Source organism: Salinimicrobium sp. WS361 (genome assembly GCF_050750585.1).
Taxonomy (GTDB): Bacteria; Bacteroidota; Bacteroidia; order Flavobacteriales; family Flavobacteriaceae; genus Salinimicrobium.
In genome coordinates, this window is record NZ_JBOJLM010000006.1 from 103,193 (window position 1) to 124,733 (window position 21,541).

15 protein-coding genes and 2 tRNA genes are annotated in these 21,541 nt (G+C 39.6%); 7 read left to right on the forward strand and 10 right to left on the reverse strand.

Annotated features, from left to right (window positions below; all coding sequences use genetic code 11):
• The first annotated feature begins 85 nt into the window (after positions 1–85).
• The 6 genes from ACQ93I_RS07860 (at position 86) to ACQ93I_RS07885 (ending at position 6,384) form a co-directional block, all read left to right on the forward strand.
• Positions 86–170 (forward strand) — tRNA-Ser (locus ACQ93I_RS07860).
• Between the two features lie 40 nt (positions 171–210).
• Positions 211–285: transfer RNA gene (locus ACQ93I_RS07865), tRNA-Pro, on the forward strand.
• Positions 286–757: 472 nt separating this feature from the next.
• Positions 758–1,558 carry a GLPGLI family protein gene (locus ACQ93I_RS07870; protein ID WP_431697982.1) on the forward strand — a complete coding sequence of 267 codons (801 nt, stop codon included), beginning with the start codon at positions 758–760 and terminating at the stop codon, positions 1,556–1,558.
• Positions 1,559–1,582: 24 nt separating this feature from the next.
• On the forward strand, positions 1,583–2,422 hold the full coding sequence (locus ACQ93I_RS07875; RefSeq protein WP_431697984.1) for a GLPGLI family protein: 840 nt from the start codon (positions 1,583–1,585) through the stop codon (positions 2,420–2,422).
• Positions 2,423–2,452: 30 nt separating this feature from the next.
• Positions 2,453–5,095: a carboxypeptidase-like regulatory domain-containing protein gene (locus ACQ93I_RS07880; protein WP_431697986.1), complete on the forward strand. Its 2,643-nt coding sequence runs from the start codon at positions 2,453–2,455 to the stop codon at positions 5,093–5,095.
• Between the two features lie 440 nt (positions 5,096–5,535).
• The gene (locus tag ACQ93I_RS07885) at positions 5,536–6,384 is read left to right on the forward strand and encodes an acyltransferase family protein (RefSeq protein ID WP_431698120.1); all 849 of its coding nucleotides are present in this window, start codon (positions 5,536–5,538) and stop codon (positions 6,382–6,384) included.
• Positions 6,385–6,469: 85 nt separating this feature from the next.
• Here the strand turns inward: ACQ93I_RS07885 and ACQ93I_RS07890 are convergent, their stop codons facing one another.
• From ACQ93I_RS07890 to ACQ93I_RS07930, 9 genes are all read right to left on the reverse strand, one after another.
• On the reverse strand, positions 6,470–8,602 hold the full coding sequence (locus ACQ93I_RS07890; RefSeq protein WP_431697987.1) for a catalase: 2,133 nt from the start codon (positions 8,600–8,602) through the stop codon (positions 6,470–6,472).
• Positions 8,603–8,966: 364 nt separating this feature from the next.
• Positions 8,967–9,695, reverse strand: coding sequence for a polysaccharide deacetylase family protein (locus ACQ93I_RS07895; RefSeq protein WP_431697989.1), 729 nt, complete (start codon positions 9,693–9,695; stop codon positions 8,967–8,969).
• A gap of 353 nt (positions 9,696–10,048) precedes the next feature.
• Entirely contained in the window at positions 10,049–10,354 is a 306-nt protein-coding gene (locus tag ACQ93I_RS07900; protein WP_431697990.1) for a hypothetical protein, read from the reverse strand.
• An 82-nt stretch (positions 10,355–10,436) separates the two neighbouring features.
• Positions 10,437–11,300: a phospholipase A gene (locus tag ACQ93I_RS07905; protein ID WP_431697991.1), complete on the reverse strand. Its 864-nt coding sequence runs from the start codon at positions 11,298–11,300 to the stop codon at positions 10,437–10,439.
• Between the two features lie 19 nt (positions 11,301–11,319).
• Positions 11,320–11,928, reverse strand: a complete 609-nt coding sequence (locus ACQ93I_RS07910) for a TetR/AcrR family transcriptional regulator (protein WP_431697992.1) — start codon at positions 11,926–11,928, stop codon at positions 11,320–11,322.
• A 111-nt stretch (positions 11,929–12,039) separates the two neighbouring features.
• Positions 12,040–15,198 carry an efflux RND transporter permease subunit gene (locus ACQ93I_RS07915; RefSeq protein ID WP_431697994.1) on the reverse strand — a complete coding sequence of 1,053 codons (3,159 nt, stop codon included), beginning with the start codon at positions 15,196–15,198 and terminating at the stop codon, positions 12,040–12,042.
• 6 nt (positions 15,199–15,204) lie between these two features.
• Positions 15,205–16,260 (reverse strand): efflux RND transporter periplasmic adaptor subunit, encoded by a 1,056-nt coding sequence (locus ACQ93I_RS07920; protein WP_431697995.1) that lies wholly within the window; start codon positions 16,258–16,260, stop codon positions 15,205–15,207.
• Position 16,261: 1 nt separating this feature from the next.
• A complete protein-coding gene (locus ACQ93I_RS07925; RefSeq protein ID WP_431697996.1) occupies positions 16,262–17,602 on the reverse strand; it encodes a TolC family protein in 1,341 nt (446 codons plus the stop codon).
• 93 nt (positions 17,603–17,695) lie between these two features.
• On the reverse strand, positions 17,696–17,878 hold the full coding sequence (locus tag ACQ93I_RS07930; RefSeq protein ID WP_431697998.1) for a hypothetical protein: 183 nt from the start codon (positions 17,876–17,878) through the stop codon (positions 17,696–17,698).
• Positions 17,879–18,449: 571 nt separating this feature from the next.
• On the opposite strand from ACQ93I_RS07930, the gene ACQ93I_RS07935 reads away from it, so the two are divergent.
• Positions 18,450–19,910 (forward strand): glycosyltransferase, encoded by a 1,461-nt coding sequence (locus tag ACQ93I_RS07935; protein ID WP_431697999.1) that lies wholly within the window; start codon positions 18,450–18,452, stop codon positions 19,908–19,910.
• 142 nt (positions 19,911–20,052) lie between these two features.
• On the opposite strand, the gene ACQ93I_RS07940 is transcribed toward ACQ93I_RS07935, so the two are convergent.
• The gene (locus ACQ93I_RS07940) at positions 20,053–21,528 is read right to left on the reverse strand and encodes an exonuclease domain-containing protein (protein ID WP_431698001.1); all 1,476 of its coding nucleotides are present in this window, start codon (positions 21,526–21,528) and stop codon (positions 20,053–20,055) included.
• Positions 21,529–21,541: the final 13 nt, after the last annotated feature.

A 21,541-nucleotide genomic window follows, 5' to 3' on the forward strand; every position in this document is an offset into this window, starting at 1 on the left:
AAAAAGTTAAAAAAGGTTTGCACACAAGTATCTGAAAACATACATTTGCAACCGCAAAATATTTGCAAGTTCATATACAAAATTAGGAGAGTTGCCAGAGTGGTTAATGGAGCAGTTTGCTAAACTGTCGACGAGCAATTGTCGCGTGAGTTCGAATCTCACACTCTCCGCTGTAAGAATTCAAGATTCTTAATTGAAAATTGAATTTTTCGGGGTGTAGCGTAGCCCGGTTATCGCGCCTGCTTTGGGAGCAGGAGGCCGCAGGTTCGAATCCTGCCACCCCGACTTAGTTAAAAAAACCCTGCACGAAAGTGCTGGGTTTTTTTATGGAATCACCGCAGGGTCCCCCGATACCTATAGGAGTGCCATCCACGACGAACATAAAAAGCAGATATAAAACACTTTTAATCTATTGATTTTCAGTGTTTTTTTTTGTTTTTATTAATATCAAATGAATTCACCCTGTTTAGTGAATGATTCGGTGAATACATTCTTTACATTAAATGGCTACAAGTAAATTGTACTTTATATTTTCCCTGATATTGAAAGCCAAAACAACTGATAATTTCTATCCCTACAAGCTTTAATAAAACCTACACCACATCGTTTAAAACCTATTGAGTAGTTTTTTGTGCTTCTGCATGATTTTTAGGATAAAATATTTTATATTGTTAATAACTTCATAATATTGATCTTAAATTATTTAAGAAAACATAGAGCAAAATTGGAAAAAATATAATCCTATAGAACTACAAAAATGAGAAGTCCTATAATAGTAGTACTTTTCTTTAGTTTAGGAAATTTGCAGGCACAGAATCCATATTCCTTTAAAGCTACTTATCAATTAGAATTTCAGGTGGATTCGACAAATGAAAATTCCATAAATTCTGAAATAGGTGTACTTTATTTAGGTAAAGGCCACTCGCGATATTCAAGTTTGGGTAAAGCGGTTAAGGATTCTTTAGAGAATATAACCAACCCTGTTTTTATGAGGATGGATGAGTACCAACAAATGACCGACTTTAAGTACAAGATCTTTAAAAATTATAAAGAAAACGAACTTATTTTAGCCGAGAAGGTGTTTGAATATAAATTGAAATATAAACAGGATCTAAACACGATCGATTGGGAAATTCAGCCAGAGAATAAAGAAATTTTAGGTTTTAACGTTCAAAAGGCTACAGGATCTTTTGCCGGTAGAAATTATGTCGCCTGGTTTACTCCTGAATTACCATTTTTAGACGGGCCTTATAAATTTAGTGGTTTGCCGGGACTCATTTTAGAGATATCAGACCTAAAAAATCATTATCATTTTAGTTTAACGGCATTTCAGGAATTAGCAAATCCGGTAGATAACCTATTGAATTTGAATAATTATAAAGTTGTATCTCAAGAGGAACTAGATCAATTTCGAGATGATTACGATCGTGATCCTATTGGTACAATGCAAAAGGCAGGCGTCAAATTTGGTTGGAGCGAAGAAGATGAAGCTAAAACAAGGAAAGAACTAAGCGATAAATATAAAAAGTGCAATAATCCAATCGAGCTGCAGGATTAAATAAACATTCTCAATAGAACCAACATGAAGTTAAAGTTATTTTTATTATTGATATTCTTTTCTTTAAAAATTTCAGCACAGGAAATTTTTAAAGAAAAATATAATTATAAAGCTACTTACCGTTTAGAATATCAGGAAGATTCTACCGATACAAATTCCATAAAATCTGAAACAGGGGTGCTTTATTTGGGAAAAGGCCACTCGCGATATTCCAGCCTCGGTAAGGCAGTAAAAGATTCTTTAGAAGCATATGTAGAAGCTTCGAATATAAGTAAGTCCGAGTCCTTTGAAATTTTAAACCAAGCTCCAGAAACGGAATTTCACTACAAGATCTTTAAAAATTTTCAGGATAATGAACTTATTTTAGCTGAAATTATAACGGTAGATAAATGGAGATATAAATATATACAGGACCTAAACACGATCGATTGGGAAATTCAGCCAGAGAATAAAGACATTTTAGGCTTTAGCACTCAAAAGGCTACAGGCTCTTTTGCCGGTAGAAATTACGTCGCATGGTTTGCGCCGAAATTACCATTTTCAGACGGGCCCTATAAATTCAGCGGTTTGCCGGGACTAATTTTAGAGATTTCAGACCTGGAAAATCATTATCATTTTAGCTTAACGGGGTTTGAGGAATTGGCAAATCCGGTAGATGAACTATTGGATCTGAATAGTTATAAAGTTCTATCTCAAGAAGAACTAGATCAATTTCGAGATGATCATAACCGTGACCCACTTGCCGCATACAAAAATGCAGGAGTCAGATTCGGTTTTAGAAACAAAGAGGATGAAGCTAAAACAAGGAAAGCACTAAGCGAAAAATATAAAAAGCGGAATAATCCAATCGAGCTTCAGCCCTAATAAATCATCATCAATACCAAAAATTAATAATTGGATCATTTTAGACAGGTTTTCCTTTTCCTGATATCGGTATTCACCATTTCTATAGGCTATTCTCAAAAGGAAATTTCGGGACAGGTTTTTGACGATCAATATGAAAAACTTAGTGGGGCCACGGTGATGGTCAGTAAAGATTCTGTTTCTTCGATCTTAGCTTATGGCATTTCAGATGCGAATGGAAAATTCAAAATAGCTGTCAAAAATGAGAGTGACTCCCTGTTTTTAAAGGTTTCATACATGGGTTTTAGTACGTTTACAAAAAGGATTCAGAATAAAGCCCAGACACTTGAAGTTAAGCTTTCGCCTTCTTCAGAATCTTTAAAAGAGGTGATCGTGAAATCTGAAATTTTGCGGCAACATGGCGATACGCTTAGTTTTTCAGTAGCTGCCTATAAAGGTAAAAACGACCGGGTAATCGCTGATGTTTTGAGAAAATTACCGGGTATCGATATTCGGCCAAACGGACAGATCTTTTATCAGGATGAGCCTATCCAGAAATATTATATTGAAGGTTTAGATCTCTTAGAAGGGCGTTATAATGTGGCGAATAATAAGCTTTCTGCCGAGGCGGTTTCCAGAGTCGAGATCCTGGAAAATCATCAGCCGGTTAAAGTGTTGGATAGCTTGGAGTTTTCAGAGCGGGCTTCGATTAATATCAAGCTTAAAAAAGATGTTACTTTTAGCGGAACAGCCACCGCGGGCATTGGTGCAGCGCCTTTGCTGTGGCAAACAAAGGTAACGCCCATGATCTTCACCAAAAAACAACAGGCGATCGTTACCTATCAAAGTAATAATACCGGGAGCGACGTCTCGGGCGAAATTCGCAATTTTTCGATCAAATATGCCGGGGAAAACTTTGATATTGATAAAAAGGATTGGCTTTCGATCCAGAATGTTTCAGCGCCTCCATTTTCTACGGAACGCTGGCTGGATAATAATGTACATTTAGGTTCAGCAAACATTTTACATCGTATTAAGGAAGATATCGATCTAAAGCTGAATATTTCTTATCTCAATGATTACCAACAGCAGGATGGAGTTACGCAAACCCGATATTTTACACCTACAGATACGATTGATGTAATCGAAAACACCAATAATGATATTTTTTTAAGCAAGTTAGAGGGACTACTCACCTTAGAGAACAATGCCAATAAAAATTACCTGAAAAATCAATTAGAATTTAAGGGATCCTGGAATGCTAATCGCGGTTTGATAGATCGTTCCAATACACAAATAAAGCAGCAGCTGGATAATCCTTTCTTCGGAATTAAAAACGATCTACGCCTGCTTCGGACTTTAGGAAAACAACTAATTACTTTTAATTCGAATACAGGATTTACCGAAAATAATCAGGATCTACTGGTGCAGCCAGGACAATTTGAAGCTATTTTTAATGATGGTGATTCATACGGGGAAATTCAGCAATTGGTTTCTTCAAGGGAAATATATACCGATAATTCGGCTGGCTTCACAAAAGCGCTTGGCAAACTTACCATATCGCCAAAATTTGGATTTTCGATCCAGAATCAGCAATTAGATACCGATATTTTGATGGAAGGAGAAGAGGTTTTAGAAGCCGATTTTAAAAACAGAACCGAATTTGTACAATCTTCGGTGTATTTTAAAAACTCTTTCAGATTTAAAAGTAAGGATGAAACCTGGAATTTGCGTTTGAGTACACCGCTTGAATTTAAAAGTTTTAATCTTGAAGATGATAATTTTGAGGATAGCAGAAATCTGGATCGTTTGGTTTTTGAACCTAATTTTTTTGTAAACAAGAAAATCTCAGCCTTTTGGGAGGCAAATGCTTCAGCAGGATTGCGTTATAATTTTGGAGAACTTCAGCAATTATATTATGGTTTTTTACTGAATGGCTATCGAAATTTAAATCGGTACAACGCCACAATTTCCGAAGAAACTCAGCAAAATTATAGCGGAGGCCTTGACTATCGAAATCCCTTAAAGCAATTGTTTTTAAATGCTTCTTACTCGTATGCGTATTTTGAAAATAACTTGTTATACAGTTCTAATATCGGGGAAAACGGAACGATAATTTTAGAAGCTGTGGCTCGCAATAATAGTTTCGATAATCATAGCTTTAGAGCCGGCGGAAGTAAATACTTTAGAAAACTAGAAACAACACTTAAGTTGAATGCTTCATATAATTTATCAAAGCGGCAACAGCTTTTAAATAACACGCTGGCCGAGGTGAATATGCAAAGTTTTAACCTACGAGGGAGTGTGGAAGCCGAAATTTCGAGTTGGCTAATTGCGAGTTATTCAGGTAATTTTTCAACGCACACTTCGGGTTTTGAGGCTATCAATTTCCAACAAATAGAAAACCATCAACATATGCTCGATCTATATTTTTATCCTAAGGATAATCAATATATAAGTGTTAGTGGCGAATATTATGGCAATTCATTATCTGAAAAGGGTGACAATTATTTCGTGAACCTGGACTATCAGTTTACTTTTCCAAAATCCAAAATGGATTTGAATATTAGTTGGCGAAATGTTTTGAATATTGATGAATTTATTAATGCTTATAATAATCAGTATTATTACGTAGAAAGTAGTTATCGGTTACGACCATCGCAGGTGTTAGCCACAATAAAATTTACATTGTAACATGATTAATTTCGCCCAAAAGTCCCACAACTTATGGCTGAGCATTGATATATTTCTTTGAACTAACTTTATCTTATCCCTCAACACTTCCGTGAATTATTTACTTAAGTAAAGTTAAAATTTAAATAATTTATTATAACTTTCCGGTTTATTTACTTTCTAAAGTATTCTCTCAAACCTTCCTGCTTAGTAATGTTTAAAATTTCGTCCCCTCCTCTCCCCTCACCAGCGCCTAAAACCCTTAATTCTAAAAAGCACTTTTTAATCCTCGACGGGTTAAGAGGTGTAGCTGCACTGGCAGTTGTGATATTTCATTTTATGGAATGGGTGTATCCAGATTTCAGTAAAAATTTTATTGGTCATGGCTTCCTGGCGGTTGATTTTTTTTTTGTTTATCGGGATTTGTAATTGGATATGCCTATGACGACCGAATTCAAAAAATTGGGATCTGGGAATTTTTCAAATCCAGATTAATACGCCTGCACCCTCTAATCATCCTGGGTTCGGTATTGGGCTTGTTGGCGCTTCTTTTCGATCCCTTTGCCCTTGATGCACAAGGTTATGGAACCGGAAGGCTTATTCTTATCTTTCTATGTTCTATTTTTCTTATTCCTCTTCCGGTCATGGAAGACAGAGCGTTCAACCTTTTTGGGCTAAATGCCCCTTCCTGGTCTTTGTTCTGGGAATATGTGGCTAATATTGTTTACGTTCTGGTTCTTTATAAATTTAGCCGCCGCTATTTACTTGTAGTAACCCTGCTGGCAGCCGTAGCTCTCGGTTATGTGAGCTATAGCGCAGGCAACTTATTAGGAGGATGGACAGGAGAGAATTTTTGGGATGGCTGTGCTCGTATCTCTTACTCTTTTTCTATGGGGCTTTTAATCTTCCGTTACAACTGGGTGATAAAAAATCAGATTGGTTTTATTTTCCTCGCTTTACTACTATCCCTGGCTTTTGTAATGCCTTATTTTGAAATGAACTGGATGATAGAAACGGCAATCGTGCTTTTCTATTTCCCGTTACTAATTTCGCTTGGTGCAGGTTCCAGCCTGTCTAAAAGATTAAAAGGCTTCTGCAAATTTTCGGGAGATATTTCTTACCCGCTATACATGACGCATTACGCAGTCATCTGGATGTTTGGGAACTATTACACCAATTACCAGCCGGGAGAAACCCATACCTTTATAATCATCTCTTTAGGTACAATTATATTGATTGGTGTGGCTTACGTGGTCATGGTGGCATATGATATCCCACTAAGAAAATACCTGAATAGAAAAAGGAAATAATTTTCGACTATAGCTTTTTCCGTAATTAAAAAAGGGTTTAATCTATTCAAATTAAACCCTTTTTGTCATTTAAATGTTCAGGACTTTAAGCAGGAATTTCCATGGCTGCTTTTTCTCTCTTCCAGTTACGATGTTTGCTAATAGCATCGATGAATTTCTTCGGATTTTCATTTATATTCACCGCATCATCATCTTTGAAATCTTTACCATAGGTTGCATCAAATAGCTCTTCAGCTTCAGAATCTAAAGCGATAGCCTTACAGTGTTTCAAGGTTTCATTGATGAACTTTTTGGCTTTTGCCTGTTTCATGAGGGCATCAATACTCTTTTTGCCACCGGGAATGTAAAGCGCATCAAACACCACACTTTCTGTAGTCATGAGTGCATGAGCAACCTTGTGTGAATCACCTTTATCACACGTTATGCTGCCTCCGTGAGTACCCACAATCTGCACCATGGCTCCAGCTTCTTCCAGTGGTTTTTTCATCTTGTTGTAATCACTTTCACTAAACCCATCGCCTGCCAAAACTGCTATTTTTCGCGTAGCTATTCCTTCGGAAGGTAAAAACTCCTGACTTAAAGCTTCAGATCTATCGAGATAGTTCTTTTTAGGCCCTGGCTGTTGCTTTTCAACATCTGCATCGGCTCCTATAGCCTGATTTAGCGGCCGGTCAATTTCCAAAGGAATTTCCATTCCAAGATTTGAAGCCACCTTTGATGCCAGTGTTTCATCAATTTGTGCCAGGATGTACAGCATTCGCTCCTTAATATGATCATAAGTACATTTGCCGAGTTCAAAAGAATAAGCCTGTACCACATGCTCCTGCTCGTGCTGTGTTAAACTGCGGTAAAACAGCGCAGGCTGCGAAAAATGGTCATTGAAGCTCTCATTACGTTCCCTTACTTTTTTGGCATCAATTCGCTCCTCATAATGGCTAAACCCACCTTCGGCTATTTTTGCCAGGTGAGGGCAACCGCCGCCAATTGAATTTGGGAAATAAGCTGTCTTACCCTTATTCACCGTCATACGCATATGCGCATCCCGCTGATTGTTATGAATTTCGTTTACAGGACGATTTATTGGAATTTCATTAAAATTTGGGCTACCCAGCCTTGAAAGTTGGGTATCGGTGTAAGAAAATAACCTTCCCTGCAGCAACGGATCGTTCGTGAAATCAATTCCCGGCACTACATGCCCCGGGTGAAATGCCACCTGTTCAGTTTCAGCAAAGAAGTTATCGGGATTGCGGTTAAGTGTCATTTTCCCAATGCGCTGTACCGGCACCATTTCCTCCGGAATCAGTTTTGTAGGGTCTAAAAGGTCAAAATCAAATTTATGCTCGTCTTCTTCGGGAACTATTTGAAACCCTAATTCCCACTCCGGATACTGGCCGGCTTCTATGGCATCCCACAGGTCTCTCCTGTGAAAATCTGAGTCGGCACCGTGAATTTTCACTGCTTCATCCCAGGTCACCGATTTAACACCGAGTAATGGTTTCCAGTGGAACTTCACAAAATGGGCTTTTCCTTCAGCATTTATTAACCTGAAGGTATGAATCCCAAAACCTTCCATCATTCTGAAACTTCTGGGAATTGCCCTGTCGCTCATCAACCAGATTTGATTGTGAAGGGTTTCGGGAGTATGGGAAACGAAATCATAAAAAGTGTCATGTGCTGAAGCTGCCTGCGGAATTTCCCTGTCGGGCTCGGGTTTCACCGAATGGATCAAATCTGGAAACTTCATGGCATCCTGAATAAAAAAGATGGGCATGTTGTTCCCTACCAGGTCAAACACTCCTTCATCGGTATAAAACTTGGTAGCAAAACCTCTTACATCGCGGGCAAGATCGGCCGATCCTTTAGAACCAGCCACAGTAGAAAACCTAACAAATACCGGCGTCTTTCTTGATGTATCTGTAAATATTCCTGCTTTTGTATATTTCTCCTGACTTTCATAAAGTTCGAAAACTCCGTGCGCACCACTTCCGCGAGCATGCACAATCCGCTCCGGAATACGCTCATGATCAAAATGAGTAATTTTCTCTCTTAAAATAAAATCCTCTAATAAAGAGGCACCACGTTCTCCTGCTTTAAGGGAGTTGTTGGTGTCATTTACCTTTAGCCCCTGATTGGTGGTCATGGTTTTTCCCTTAGGATTGGAAGTGTTTTTCTTTAAGTCTTCAATTTTTTTTGAAGTCTCTTTGTTACTATCTTTCATAAATTAAATTGATTAGTTTTAATTCTGAAATTAAAATAAGCTATCTACAATTTGATAAAAGGACTGTTAAAAGAAAGGGAGCAGATTCATAAAATATACCCTAAAGAAATGATGTTTGGGAGTGTATGTACAATCCAGGCTATTAACTACAATTTTTAAAAAACTGATTTTTCAGAAAGCACAGTGGAACTTTCCTTTCAAAAATGGTATTTTTGAACTAAATTTTTTTCCAGCTGTTTCTTCGGAAAGATTCTGACTCTACCCAGTCGCAAAGCAGTATAATTTTAGGGAAAGTAAGGAATTTACAGAACTGTCTTTCCGTTTAATACACAAAAGGATATAGTTTAAAGCATCTTTTGCAGCCTTACCTAAACCTAAGAAAATGATAACCTCTTTCTTTTAATTCATTGATAATTGAATCGAGATACAGGTAGAGTTTATCTTTTCTAAGCGGGGTGGTGCCGGGATGAATGAGGATATGAAATCCTTTTAAGCCATTTTCCTGTTCGTAATGGTACAGGTTCTTCAAAATCTCTTCGCTGGAGAGATAGTTGGCCATATCGGGACTTGTATAATCGGCATTGGTTCGTATTCCGGGGCTAAAATTTATAGTGCGCTGGCCTGCTTCCGTAGCTATTTCCACCACTTTTTGGTTGTACCACTCGTAAGGAGGCATAAAAGCTTCAGGATAAATATCTATGGCTTCGAGTTCTTTCAGATTATCGATAATGTCTTTTTTAATTGTAGCAGGTGAATAAAGCAAGCTGTCCCTCTTGGTCCAATCGTTATATAGAAGATGCCTGTCGGAGTGCGCCCCCACAAAATGACCTGCTGCGGCAATCTCTTTTACCAGCTCGCGGTGCTGTCTTATAAAATCGCCAGTGAGAAAAAAGGAAGCCTCTATTTCCTGCTTTTTAAGTACCTCCAGCACATGTTCAAAGCCCTCATAATGCTCATGTCCTGTAAATATTAAATAAATATTGGCTTCACTAACACCCGAACGAACTAACGCACCGTAACGATCAGTTACTTCCTGTGAAGAAGCTGTCACACTAAGAAAAAGGAGTATCAGGATTAAAGAAAATTGCTTCATTAGCCTATCTTGAAGTAGTTTTAAAATGGAGATCTAAAGTGCCTGCACCTGTTACGGGCTAAGCTATAATTTGGAACTGTGATGATCTTTATATGGCCTACAAATTGCCAACATTGCGCACAAAAACAAAATTACACGCTTTTTTGTCTTAGTAGTAATTTAATCTCAATTTGCATGGCTAATGTTATCAAGTTTAGCTGCTTCTATGCTAAATCAACACCTTCAGAAATCATTACTAATATAAAAAGCCCGGAAATTGATCCCGGGCTTTCTCCAATGTTTTCTCTAAAATATATCTCCTCAGATAAACATTATATATATTTCAGATCCTGCAGAACTTATTCAGTTCTCCCCTACTCCAAAACTTCGGAGACATGCCATATTTCAGGCTCATGGGTTTGAAAAGGAATATATGATCCAGCAGCTCCTGGCTGCCGTGTTAACCATACCAAAAAATTACTGACCGTTTGAAAATCGTGACGTGCAACAGCACTTTCCAAAAGGTTCAATGAAAACCTGCTTTCAAAAAGAAGAAGGATTTCAATAAAATCGAAATCGCAGTCACAGTAGCTTTCAAAATCTTCGTTTGTTTTAACTTTAGATCCAGCCCAGATTGAAAAAACTTCCTGGTATTGGATCAGTTCAGGGAATGAATTCATATTATTTTTATTCGGGGGTTGATGCTGCTTCTTTCAGAAGAAAAAAGTGCTAAAAAAGTTATTTTGTCGCCCGGCTTCAGTATTAATCAGAAATCGGTTTGTTCTTCTTGCCTCTCAGCAAGTTTAGATCGGGAGATTTTATGGCATATCCAATCCTAATCATATTCTCATACTCATGGTAGTCAATCAAACTTTCGGCATTACCTACATACCATTCCAGCATGAGGTGTTGATTAGTGCTTTTCGAGATCCTGTAGAACAACCTCGAGCGCAGATTACCTTTCCAGTCCCATTGGGCGCCTTTACGGGCTGCAACTTCCAGGTTCCATTTTGGAGCCAGGTCATAAGATAAATTGAGTTCCCCATAACCTATATAATCCATGAGGTCCCGATTATCACTGTAGCTAAAGGGAAGCCATCCTCTCACGCTCAAAACAGTTCTATTATTAAGGCGGGCGTTATAAACCAGGTTGAGGCTATTCCAGCTTCTGGAAGCTTCACCTTCCCGGCCGTTAGATTCGTGTTCCAGTTTAAATTCGGCAATTCCCATCAACTCATCGTTTCTGTTATAAATACCTGAAGCCAAACCAATCCCCGGATTAAAATTCACATCCTGAAAAGGACTGGAGAATTCATAAATATTCCAGAAAGATTTTTGGGTATAGGTCAAAAACAACTGGGTTTGGAACGGAAGTACATGCCGGGTAATTAACTGCTTAAAGCTTATTTGATACTTCGCATCTGCAGTAGTTTTTGAAATCTCGTTTTGCAAGGGTGCTCCCGTAATAAAATAGTTATCGCGATAAGCCGAAAAAGAAGGTAAAACCGTGTCTTTTAACTGCTCTCTTGTAACCCGCTGTGCCTGAGCCATACTATCAAAGGAGAAAAAGAAAAAGAAAAAGACCACAAATACAATTTGAAGCCGGCTAATTATAAATTTTTGCATACTGTGGTTCTTTAGGAACTTAAGATTTATTCTGTTTGATTTTCTTCATTACTTCTTTACCTGCTTCAGATGTAATGGCATTCATATAAAGGTTCAAACTTTCCTGATGGTACTGTGTTCTGGAAATATTTGTTGTATCTAAAAAAGGGGAATTATCATAAGTCATAGTCAATTGAAAAAAGAGCTTTGAGTATAAATGGGCATCAAAATCTTCCCTGTAAAGTCCTTGTTTTCGGCCCCTTTCAATATTATGAATTAAAATTTCTGAAAGCTTTTCAGAAAAATACAACATGTGCTTGTTAAAGATTTGCGGGTAGTACTTAATAAGCTGCCGCAACATGAGAGAATTATTGGTTTCTGAAGCCCTTACCATACCCTTATCTCTTGCCAACATCCTTTCTACGGCATTTTCAATGGTTTCATCGAGATTCCTCATTTTCGAAATGACTATTTCCAGGTTATAAGCCAATACTTCTTCAAGAAGGCTTTCTTTGTTCTTATACATTTGATACAGCGTCTTCTTCGAGATCTTAAGTTCCCGGGCTATATCGTCCATGGTGAGGGATTTCGCACCATTTTCCAGAAAAAGCTCTGAAACCTTCTCTAAAAATTCAATATCCTTTTCCATTATTTTCTGTTTTTCATTTTATACGAGTCCGTTCTCCTGAAATTTTCCATTTGAAGTAAAAGGAAAAAAGAAAAACTGCCCGCAAAAAAATGCGGTCAGTTTTTGCCATTTTTAGAACTCCAGTTCATGTTTAGGATCGACGTGATCATAATCGGCCACCATCAATTCTTCATAATTATTCTTTTCGCTCTTAGTGAACTTCTCTTCCAGTCTCACAAAGATCATGAACACCACCGGCACAATAACCAGCGTGAGGAAAAGAGAGGATAAAAGCCCCCCAATGATCACAATAGCAAGACCGTTACTCATCTCGGCCGCTGCACCCGATGCCAATGCAATTGGCAACATCCCGAACACCATCGCAATGGTAGTCATCAAAATGGGACGTAAACGGGCGTGGTTTGCCTGGATCAAAGCCTCACGAATTTTCTCACCGTGTGCCAGCCTGTGGTTGGCAAAATCTACTAACAGAATGGCATTTTTGGCTACCAGTCCTATGAGCATTATAATACCCAGGATGGTAAAGATGTTCAAACTGTTATTGGTTAACGCAAGTGCCCATAGTGCCCCGATGAACGAAAGCGGAATGGAGAACAATACGATAAACGGTTTCACAAAGTCATCATAGAGTACTACCATGATCATGTATACCAACATAATTGCAGCTAAAAGTGCAATTCCCAGTGTTCCAAAACCTTCACTCTGGTTTTCCATATTTCCTCCCCAGGTCCAGTCAACTCCTTTAGGCTGTTCTACACTGGCCAGTTTCTCTTCCCATTCCTGCGCTACAGCACCGGTAGTTTTACCTACAGTCTGTGCCTTAACGGTCACAGAAGGTGAACGGTCATAACGCTCCAGCAAAGAAGGACCAGATTCATAACTAATGTCTGCAAACTGGGCCAGGTTAATTCTTTGCCCCTGGTTATTTATAAACTGGATGTTCTGTACGTCTTCAATGTTATTTCTGGAAGCTTCATCAAAGATGATGTTAATATCATACTCGTTGCTTCCGGTACGGAACTTATTATCTGTATTTCCACTAAAGGCAGTACGCAAGGTTTGCCCCACCACAGCAACATTAAGACCTAATGATGCCATTTTATCGCGGTCTACATTGACCGAAATTTCAGGATTTCCTTCCTCGACACTAAGTTCAATTTCGGTTGCACCATCAATGCCTCTAAGCACCTCTTCGGCAGCTTCGGCATAAGTAATGGCATCTTCAAAGGTGTTTCCGGTAATGGTCATTTGCAATGGTGCTTCTTCAGCTCCAACTATGCCCACAGGTACGGTAGTCACCTTCGCGCCCACCAATTCCTGCTCTAGAGCACGGGTAAGCCTGGCTGCGAACACGTTTGTTTTTTCATCTCTTTCCGATTTGTCTACGAGGGTAACGGTTATCTCAGACTTGTAATTACTAGCCTGGGCTCCCCCCATTCCTCCACTACTTGATTGTCCTACAGTCGTGATCATACGCTCAACTTCGGGCAACTGTGCAAGATAATTTTCAGTCTTTTGGGTAATAAAGTTTGTTTCCTCTATAGAAGCATCTTTATCTATCTCAAGTTGCACCAAAAATTCTCCTCTATCTGTTCTTGGGAAGAAGTCAGATCCAATGTATCCCATCCCCACTAAAGCAATAGAACTCACAAACAGTACAAAAACCACAAGAAAAGTTTTGATCTTGTTGTCTAATGACCAGTTCAGGATACCTGTAACTGCTTCAGTAAACCAGGTAAGACCCTTCTCAAACTTGTAAATAATTTTTCCGAAGAAAGAATCTCCACTAATAAGTTCCAGCTTTCCATATCTGGAGAAAAGCCATGGCACCACGGTAAAGGAAACCAATAATGAGAGTAAGGTAGCAATGATCACTGTTACACAAAATTGTGCAATGATGTTGGCAACAAGACCCGAACTAAGTGCGATAGGAAGGAACACCACTACAATTACAAGTGTAATAGCCGTTACTGTAAATCCAATTTCCTTAGAACCATCATAAGCGGCCCTTACTTTGTTTTTACCCATTTCCATGTGGCGGTGAATGTTCTCAATCACCACAATCGCGTCATCTACCAGGATACCTACCACCAATGAAAGGGCAAGTAAACTCATCAGGTTCAAACTGTAACCTAAAAGTAACATTCCTATAAATGTCGCGATAAGCGAAGTAGGAATGGCAACCATCACGATAAGCGCGTTCCTGTAACTGTGCAGGAAGAAAAGCATCACAAATGCCACAAGCCCTACCGCGATCAAAAGGTCTTTGATTACCGAATCGGCCGCTGCAAGCGTAAATGTAGAAGTATCATTTGCCATGGTAAGCTTTACCTCCTGCTCTGCATACTGCTGTTCTAACTCGGCCATTTTTTCCTGAACAAGTTCACTTACAGTTACTGCGTTTGCATCAGTTTGCTTCTGAACCTGTAACAAAATAGTACTCTGACGATTGATCCTGGCAATTTTCTCAGTTTCCTTTTGAGTATCCTGAACTTCAGCAACATCTGTTAACCGAATATTTTGCCCATCCTGAGATGCAATTACCAGATTTCTTAGCTCATCAACCGACTGGATTTTTCCTGAAAGCCTAATAAGCGTGGTATTCTCACGGGTAGTAAGGTTTCCTGTAGGAAAGTCAAGGTTTGAAGCTGTAATGATTTGTTGTACCTGTGGTACAGTAAGACCGTAACCTTCAAGTTTATCAGGGTCAATATTTACCCTTATTTCTCTCTCCTGGCCACCAACTATGTTTACCTGAGCTACACCAGGAAGTCTGGAAAAAGCCGGTTGGATCTTTTGATCTATCAATTCATAAAGCTCATTTTCTGAAAGGTTCCCGGTTACACCAAGGCTTACAACAGGTAAGTCTGAAAGTGAGAACTGAGAAAGCGAAGGCTCCTCGATATCCTCAGGCAGGTCAGACCTGATTGAGTTAATTTTACGCTGAGCTTCATTCAACAAGAAATCTACATCGGCATTATTGTTAAACTGAATGGTTACCACAGATAAACTTTCGAAAGATTTGGTCTGGATCTTCTTAATGTTCTCCAGGGAAGAAACTGCGTCTTCAATCTTTCGGGAAACTGTGTTCTCAACTTCGGCAGGCGATGCACCTGGATAGATGGTCATCACAGTAACCACCTTTACTTCAAATTTCGGTATCAGCTCATAGTTGAGCTGGCTATAGCTAAAAAGTCCTCCTATGATGAGTAATGCAAGCATTACGATCACAAGGCTGGGCCTTTTTATAGAAACTTCTGCTAATTTCATTTTCTCTTATTTTAGAATATTTACCGCAGTATCGTCGGTAAGGTTAATTTGTCCACTGGTAATCACAACATCTCCTTCATTAAGTCCTGCAGTTACCTGTACTTTGTCTCCATAATTGATACCGGTCTGGATCTTTTTAAGTTTCGCAATTCCATCTTCCACCACAAATACCTTATTATCACTTACGCTCCCCACAAAAGCCTCTCTCGGGATAGTAAGTACGTTATCACTGCCAAGCTCGTTGAAAACGGCAGTTGCATACATCCCAGCTTTTCTTTGTTTGCTCTCATTATCAACTGTGATCTCTACAGGAAATTTAAGCGCTCCATTTGAAGCAGGAGCTACAAAACTGATCTTCCCTTTAATAGTATCTTTGGTCACACTTGGCACCACATTCACGGTGTCACCCTTTTGGATACGGCTTACCAAAGCTTCATCTACTTCTACCCTTAGTTCAAGAGAAGAAATATTTACCACTTCAACTATTGGAGTACCGGCACCTACTACCATCCCCTCTTCTACCATCTTCTTGTTTACAATACCGCTTATTTTGGAACGAACATTAGTATCGCCCGAGCTAAGTTGTGCCGATTTGTACTGGGCTTTTGCATTTTGCACCTGTAAACGTGCCTGATCAAGCTGTACTGCGGTCACACCTCCCGTTTGAAAAGCTGCTTCATATCTACCCAAAGTAGATTCTGCATTGTCAAGATTTGCTTTTGCATTATTGACGTTTACATTGATCTTATCTCCCGAAAGCCTGGCAACAACCTGCCCTTTTTTCACTTCACTTCCCTCTTCAACGTAGATCTCAACAATTTGACCACCCATTTCTGCGGAAATATTCGCCCGGGTTTCAGGCTCAAAAGTTCCGTTTACGGTGAACTGTCCGCTTATATTTTCGCTTGTTACAATTGCAGTTCTTACTGAAACTTCAGTATTCTTTTGAGCTACAATCTCTAATTCTGCCTCGTTTTTGCTTTTGTTATTCTGAAGAATTAGATAGAAAGCTACAGCAACTCCTACAAGCGCTACTATTGTTATGATAGTTTTCTTTTTCATTTTATAATGTATTATTGGTAAGTGTTTCTAGTTGTCCCTGTGATCTCAATAACTGCACTTCGGCAAGTTTATAATCAAGTCGGGCGTTGGTAAGGTTATTCTTCGCTTCGGCTAAATCTCTTTCGGCATCAAGCATGTCATTAAGACTGGCAAGACCAAGACCGTAGTTGTTTTGCGTATCTTCAAATACCTCCCGGGCCAGCTCAACGTTCTCTTCCTGAGTTTGAATAGTAAGTAAATTGTTCTCTAATTGAGCTACCGCGTTGGCATGAGCAAGCTCCATCGCAAGTTTGGTATCTTCAAGGTCTTCACGGGCTTTTTCAATCTCAAACTGATTTTGTTTTACTCTTGCTTTGGTTGCTCCCCCATTAAAGATGGGAATGCTCAGGTTAACCCCTACAGCCGAAATATCGGACCAGTAGACGCCTTTATCCTCACCATTTCCAACAGGAATAACATCTCCCTGTCCCAGCCATCCGTAATTGGCCACTAATGCCAGAGAAGGATAATACTCAGCAATACTGGCTTTCTTCTGCCAGTTAAGTAGTTCAAGTTGCTTATTTAAAAGCTGTACTTCGGTACGTTCCACCATTTGAGGATTGATTTCGGGTAAAATAACCGGATCAAAAGTCCGCTCGGGAAGTCTAATTTCCTGCCCAATAGGCATACCTATCATGAACTTCAAAGCATTCTCGCTAAGGGCTACAGAGTTGAGCACCTGTTGCCTGTTGGCAATCAGGTTATTTAGTGCCACTTTAGTACGGTCATAATCAATTTTCTTTGCCAAGCCATTTTCAAATAAACCCTGTACAATTTCTACTGTCTGTTCTGTAAGCTCCAGGTTACTTTGTAAATTTTCCAGCATTTGCTGTGCCTGATATACCTGGTAATAAGCATTTGCTACCCGCTCGATGATCTCGTCATTAGTGAGCTGGGCATTAAGCTGATAAAACTCTTTGGTAGATTTTGCCGCCTTTAAGCCGGTAAACACCTGCTGGTTAAAAAGTGTTTGCGTTAACTGTGCAGTGGCATTTGAAGTCCATTCCTTTCCAAAAGCTACGACAAGATCCTCGCCTGGTTTCCCCAGAACATCTCCCGGCAAAACGTTCTCCTGTAAAAGTGGATTATAAGTAGTGTTTGCACTCGCTGAAAGATTTGGCAACGCACTGGCTCTCACCTCGGCAATTTTAGCATCGGCACTTTTTATGTCTAACCGTGCCTTTTCAGCTTCAGCTTTGTGCTCAAGGGCGTAGCTCACTGCATCATTAAGATTCAGGTCTACAGGATCTTGCGCAAAGGCGAAGCCGGTAGTAAAAAGCAAGCCTAATAGTAAATTTTTCATTTCGACTCTTGTTTTAATTTCTTTAATCTCTAAAGTTGGTACAAAGATAACGCCAAAATAAACTAAAAAACAAAAAAAGTTTCCTAGTTTATTCTACTGAAATTGAACCGTTTGTCTAATGTTGATCTTTGAATATTTTATTTTCCATGACTTTTCAGGAAGATTTCTCACATCTGAATTCCTTCCGAAGATGTTTTCACTAAAAAAAAATGAGGTGTCAAAAATGGCATTTTTGGAGGTGAATTTTTTGAAACCGTCAGCCTTGATAAAAAGCATTTTTAGTAAGTACTTTCTGAAATTTGAAGCTCTAGAAAACTAGGCATTCAACCTCTTCTGAAGAAGTGTGTCAAAAAATACCTACAAATAGGTATTTTAGAAGAGATCATTCCTCTTTATCTTAGCTTCATCAGAAATTCTAAGGAGTTAAGATTGGGAGGTGAAAGAGTTGATTAACTTCGGCTTGTCAAATGTTATTCTGGGGGGAAAAAACATTTGTTTAGTTCTACCAGTTTTACCCGTAACAAGAATTGAGAAAAAACCCTTAGCAAAATTGTTGAGGGTTTTTTTCTTGTTTTATAGCAATACAAATTGTGTTCATAATAAACCCCATTTCCAACTGTTCCCAGATTTATTGTTGACACCTCTGCCCTTTTTTGCGGGTTTGAAACAGATTATTGTGGATTTAATCCACAACTTTCTCACCTGCTCCCACATATTTTCCCCAGTTACTACAAAATCCCCCTTCATTATCACCTGTTTAGATTTGGTATATGAATTGGTACTCCCTTTCCCGGAGAAAACCATCTCTTACAAGAAAGTTTAAACAGAAATAAGTACATAATTCTATATGATTTCAAGAGACTTAAAATTAACTTCATCCGCTTCTTTTAGAAAACCTGATGTAACTAAAGCTACGCAGCAAGATGCTACCGCAAGCCAACAGGTCCCGGAAAATTACCAAAAGGCATCTTTTACCAAAAGGCACCTGTTCACTTTAGCGGGTACATTCCTGTTATTACTTGGAGGAGCCCTGTCCGTATATCTGCTACAGCCGCAGTTTGAGCAAATGAACCTGGGAAGAATGAATACCATTGGCGGCATGATCCTCCTATTTGTATCAGGTTTCCTGTTACTTTTCAGGATGGGTTTCCTCGCTTACGTGGGGAGTTTATTCTTCCGGTATAAACCGGTTGATTCGGTGACCGATGAAGAATTGCCGGCCTGTACTGTTATTGTACCCGCTTATAATGAAGGTAGACAGGTGTATGACACCCTGGTGAGTTTGACCAATAGCCTTTATCCCGAAGAAAAATTACAGCTAATCGCAATTGATGACGGAAGTAAAGATGACACCTGGGAATGGATGAAGAAAGCAAAAGAATTACTGGGAGAGAGAGTTGATATCTATCAACAACCTACCAACCAGGGAAAAAGACATGCGCTTTACCGCGGATTTAATCTTGCCACAGGTGAGGTGTTTGTCACGGTAGACAGTGATTCTATAGTTGAAAAAGATACGCTTCGCAACCTGGTCTCCCCTTTCGTTACCAATAAAGACTGCGGGGCAGTTGCAGGAAATGTTCGCGTGCTCAACAATCAAAAAGCCATCATTCCCCGAATGCTGAACGTAAGTTTTGTTTTCAGTTTTGAATTTATACGTTCGGCACAAAGTGTTTTGGGATCGGTTCTATGTACTCCCGGTGCTCTTGCAGCCTATAGAAGCAAAGCAGTAATGAACTGCCTTCCCGAATGGATCAACCAAAAGTTCATGGGACAACATACAGATATTGGTGAAGACAGGGCCATGACAAACATGATCCTTAAGCAGGGTTATCACGTTCTGTTCCAGCGAAACGCTTATGTTCTTACCAACATTCCTGAAAAATTCAGCAGTCTGCACAAGATGTTTACCCGATGGGAACGAAGCAACGTGCGGGAAAACCTTATGATGACCAAGTTTGCTTTTAAACCTTTCCGGAATGGATCAAAACTGGGCACCCGACTTTTACTTCTAAACCAATGGATGCACATGTTGACCGCCTATCCATTATTCCTTATCATGATCGTTTTGCTGGTGCTGCACCCGGTGTTGTTCATTAGTTCCACCCTCTTGAGTATCTTAATTTTCTCAAGTCTGCCGGCTTTCTTTTATGCGAAGAAATACAATATTGCCGAAGCTTTTTGGGCATATTCGTACAGTATCTTTTATACTTTCGGATTGTTCTGGATCACCCCTTATGCAATGGCAACAGCTAATAGAAGAGGCTGGTTAACACGTGAACTACCGGTGAAGAAACAAGCCGCTTAAATAATTTAATTCAAGATCTAACCCTCCTGTTCTAAAAGTTACTGAAGCAATTCGGTAACTTTTAGTTTTTTATACACTCTTCGGAAAGGACATATTTTCAACAGGGCTGTCAAAAATGGCAAATTTTCAACTGATTTTTTCATTATTCAAAAAGTGAAAGTGTGCCGTGGGTAGCCATGATCCTCGCATTTTTTCTGGTTCTTACTTCCGGTTTAAATTCTGAAGGTTCTTCAGAAGTCTTAAAAAATACCACGTTGGGCTTTCCCTGCTTCCGCATGTAGTTACTCAGGATCTTGTTAGTGTGATACGTAGCCGGTTGTGGTTTCAAAAAAGGCTCAAGATCATCGGGCCCACTTATCGCCGTGTCAGCATCTATAAAGCCGTATCCCGAATATTTCCCAGCCTTTACCAAAATAAAGGCCTCCTCTTCATAGTGTCTTCCTTTCTCCCTTATTACAAATGTGGAAGATTCTTCTGTAAGGGAACCAATAGCTGCCGTTACCTTATTATTGTACGATTCGATCTGCTCTTCCCCGGTGCATATCCCTTCACAGCTCACAATTTCATAGTGGCTACACTGCTCCACATTAGCCTGAAGGCTGCAGTACTTTGGGCAGAGTTTAAACTCGCGGCATAAATATTCCAGTTTTTCCTGCGCCAGGCTGCGGCTATAAAAAGTACCTATTGATTCTCTACGCTTGCTCGTCTTTTCTATAGCCAGCTGCAAAATACCGCGTTGGTTAGTATAGCTTACGATTTGAAATACCGGCCCCGGCCTTTTTTGCGCCCGGTTGAATTTGGGATAATACTTTCTAATGCATTCTGCTTCCAACAGCAAAGCCATCAGCTCATTTCCGGTGGTTTCGTAATCTATAGAATAAGTTTCCTGCCCCAGTTCATATTCCTTGCTCATACGATCGTAGAAATGGGAGATCACCCTTTTCTTAATGTCAATGGCTTTCCCGGCATATATCACTTTTTGCTGCCTGTCTTTAAATAAATAGATCCCCGGACTTTCGGGCAGGCTGTGAATTTCTTCGGCATCAAGGTGTGGCGGTAAAGTGGCCTGTCGCGAACGTACATGCAAAAAAGAATTGATCACCTTATAATCATCATCTAACGACAGCAGGCGTTGAAAAAGAATCACTGTGGCATCGGTATCCCCTTCGGCCCTGTGGCGGTTAGAAATAGGAATATTAATAGAATCACACAACCTCCCCAGGCTGTAAGAAAATAAACCCGGCATAAGTTTGCGTGCAAGGCGAACAGTACAGAGCTTTCTACGGGTGTAATCAAATCCCAGCTCCTTAAATTCATTCCGAAGCACATTATAATCGAAGTTCACATTGTGCGCTACAAAAATGGCATCGCGGGTAATCTCTTCAATCTTTTTAGCTACTTCATGAAATTTTGGAGCATCGGCAACCATAGCATTGTCTATTCCGGTTAAACCGGTGATGTGCCGCGGAATGTCTTTTTCGGGATTGATAAGGCTGGTAAACTTGTCGAGAATTTTAGAACCGCGAAGCAGCACCACACAAATTTCAGTAAGGCGGTTTCCATTAATCCCGCCTCCGGTTGTTTCGACATCAATAACGGCAAATAGCTGCTCTTTCATGGGCTTCAAAAAA

Bases quoted from the DNA above. Each gene is read 5' to 3' on its own strand.
- ACQ93I_RS07870 (WP_431697982.1), top strand. From the start codon at position 758: ATGAGAAGTCCTATAATAGTAGTACTTTTCTTTAGTTTAGGAAATTTG.
- ACQ93I_RS07875 (WP_431697984.1), top strand. From the start codon at position 1,583: ATGAAGTTAAAGTTATTTTTATTATTGATATTCTTTTCTTTAAAAATT.
- ACQ93I_RS07890 (WP_431697987.1), bottom strand. From the start codon at position 8,602: ATGAAAGATAGTAACAAAGAGACTTCAAAAAAAATTGAAGACTTAAAG.
- ACQ93I_RS07895 (WP_431697989.1), bottom strand. From the start codon at position 9,695: ATGAAGCAATTTTCTTTAATCCTGATACTCCTTTTTCTTAGTGTGACA.
- ACQ93I_RS07900 (WP_431697990.1), bottom strand. From the start codon at position 10,354: ATGAATTCATTCCCTGAACTGATCCAATACCAGGAAGTTTTTTCAATC.
- ACQ93I_RS07905 (WP_431697991.1), bottom strand. From the start codon at position 11,300: ATGCAAAAATTTATAATTAGCCGGCTTCAAATTGTATTTGTGGTCTTT.
- ACQ93I_RS07910 (WP_431697992.1), bottom strand. From the start codon at position 11,928: ATGGAAAAGGATATTGAATTTTTAGAGAAGGTTTCAGAGCTTTTTCTG.
- ACQ93I_RS07915 (WP_431697994.1), bottom strand. From the start codon at position 15,198: ATGAAATTAGCAGAAGTTTCTATAAAAAGGCCCAGCCTTGTGATCGTA.
- ACQ93I_RS07920 (WP_431697995.1), bottom strand. From the start codon at position 16,260: ATGAAAAAGAAAACTATCATAACAATAGTAGCGCTTGTAGGAGTTGCT.
- ACQ93I_RS07925 (WP_431697996.1), bottom strand. From the start codon at position 17,602: ATGAAAAATTTACTATTAGGCTTGCTTTTTACTACCGGCTTCGCCTTT.
- ACQ93I_RS07930 (WP_431697998.1), bottom strand. From the start codon at position 17,878: ATGCTTTTTATCAAGGCTGACGGTTTCAAAAAATTCACCTCCAAAAAT.
- ACQ93I_RS07935 (WP_431697999.1), top strand. From the start codon at position 18,450: ATGATTTCAAGAGACTTAAAATTAACTTCATCCGCTTCTTTTAGAAAA.
- ACQ93I_RS07940 (WP_431698001.1), bottom strand. From the start codon at position 21,528: ATGAAAGAGCAGCTATTTGCCGTTATTGATGTCGAAACAACCGGAGGC.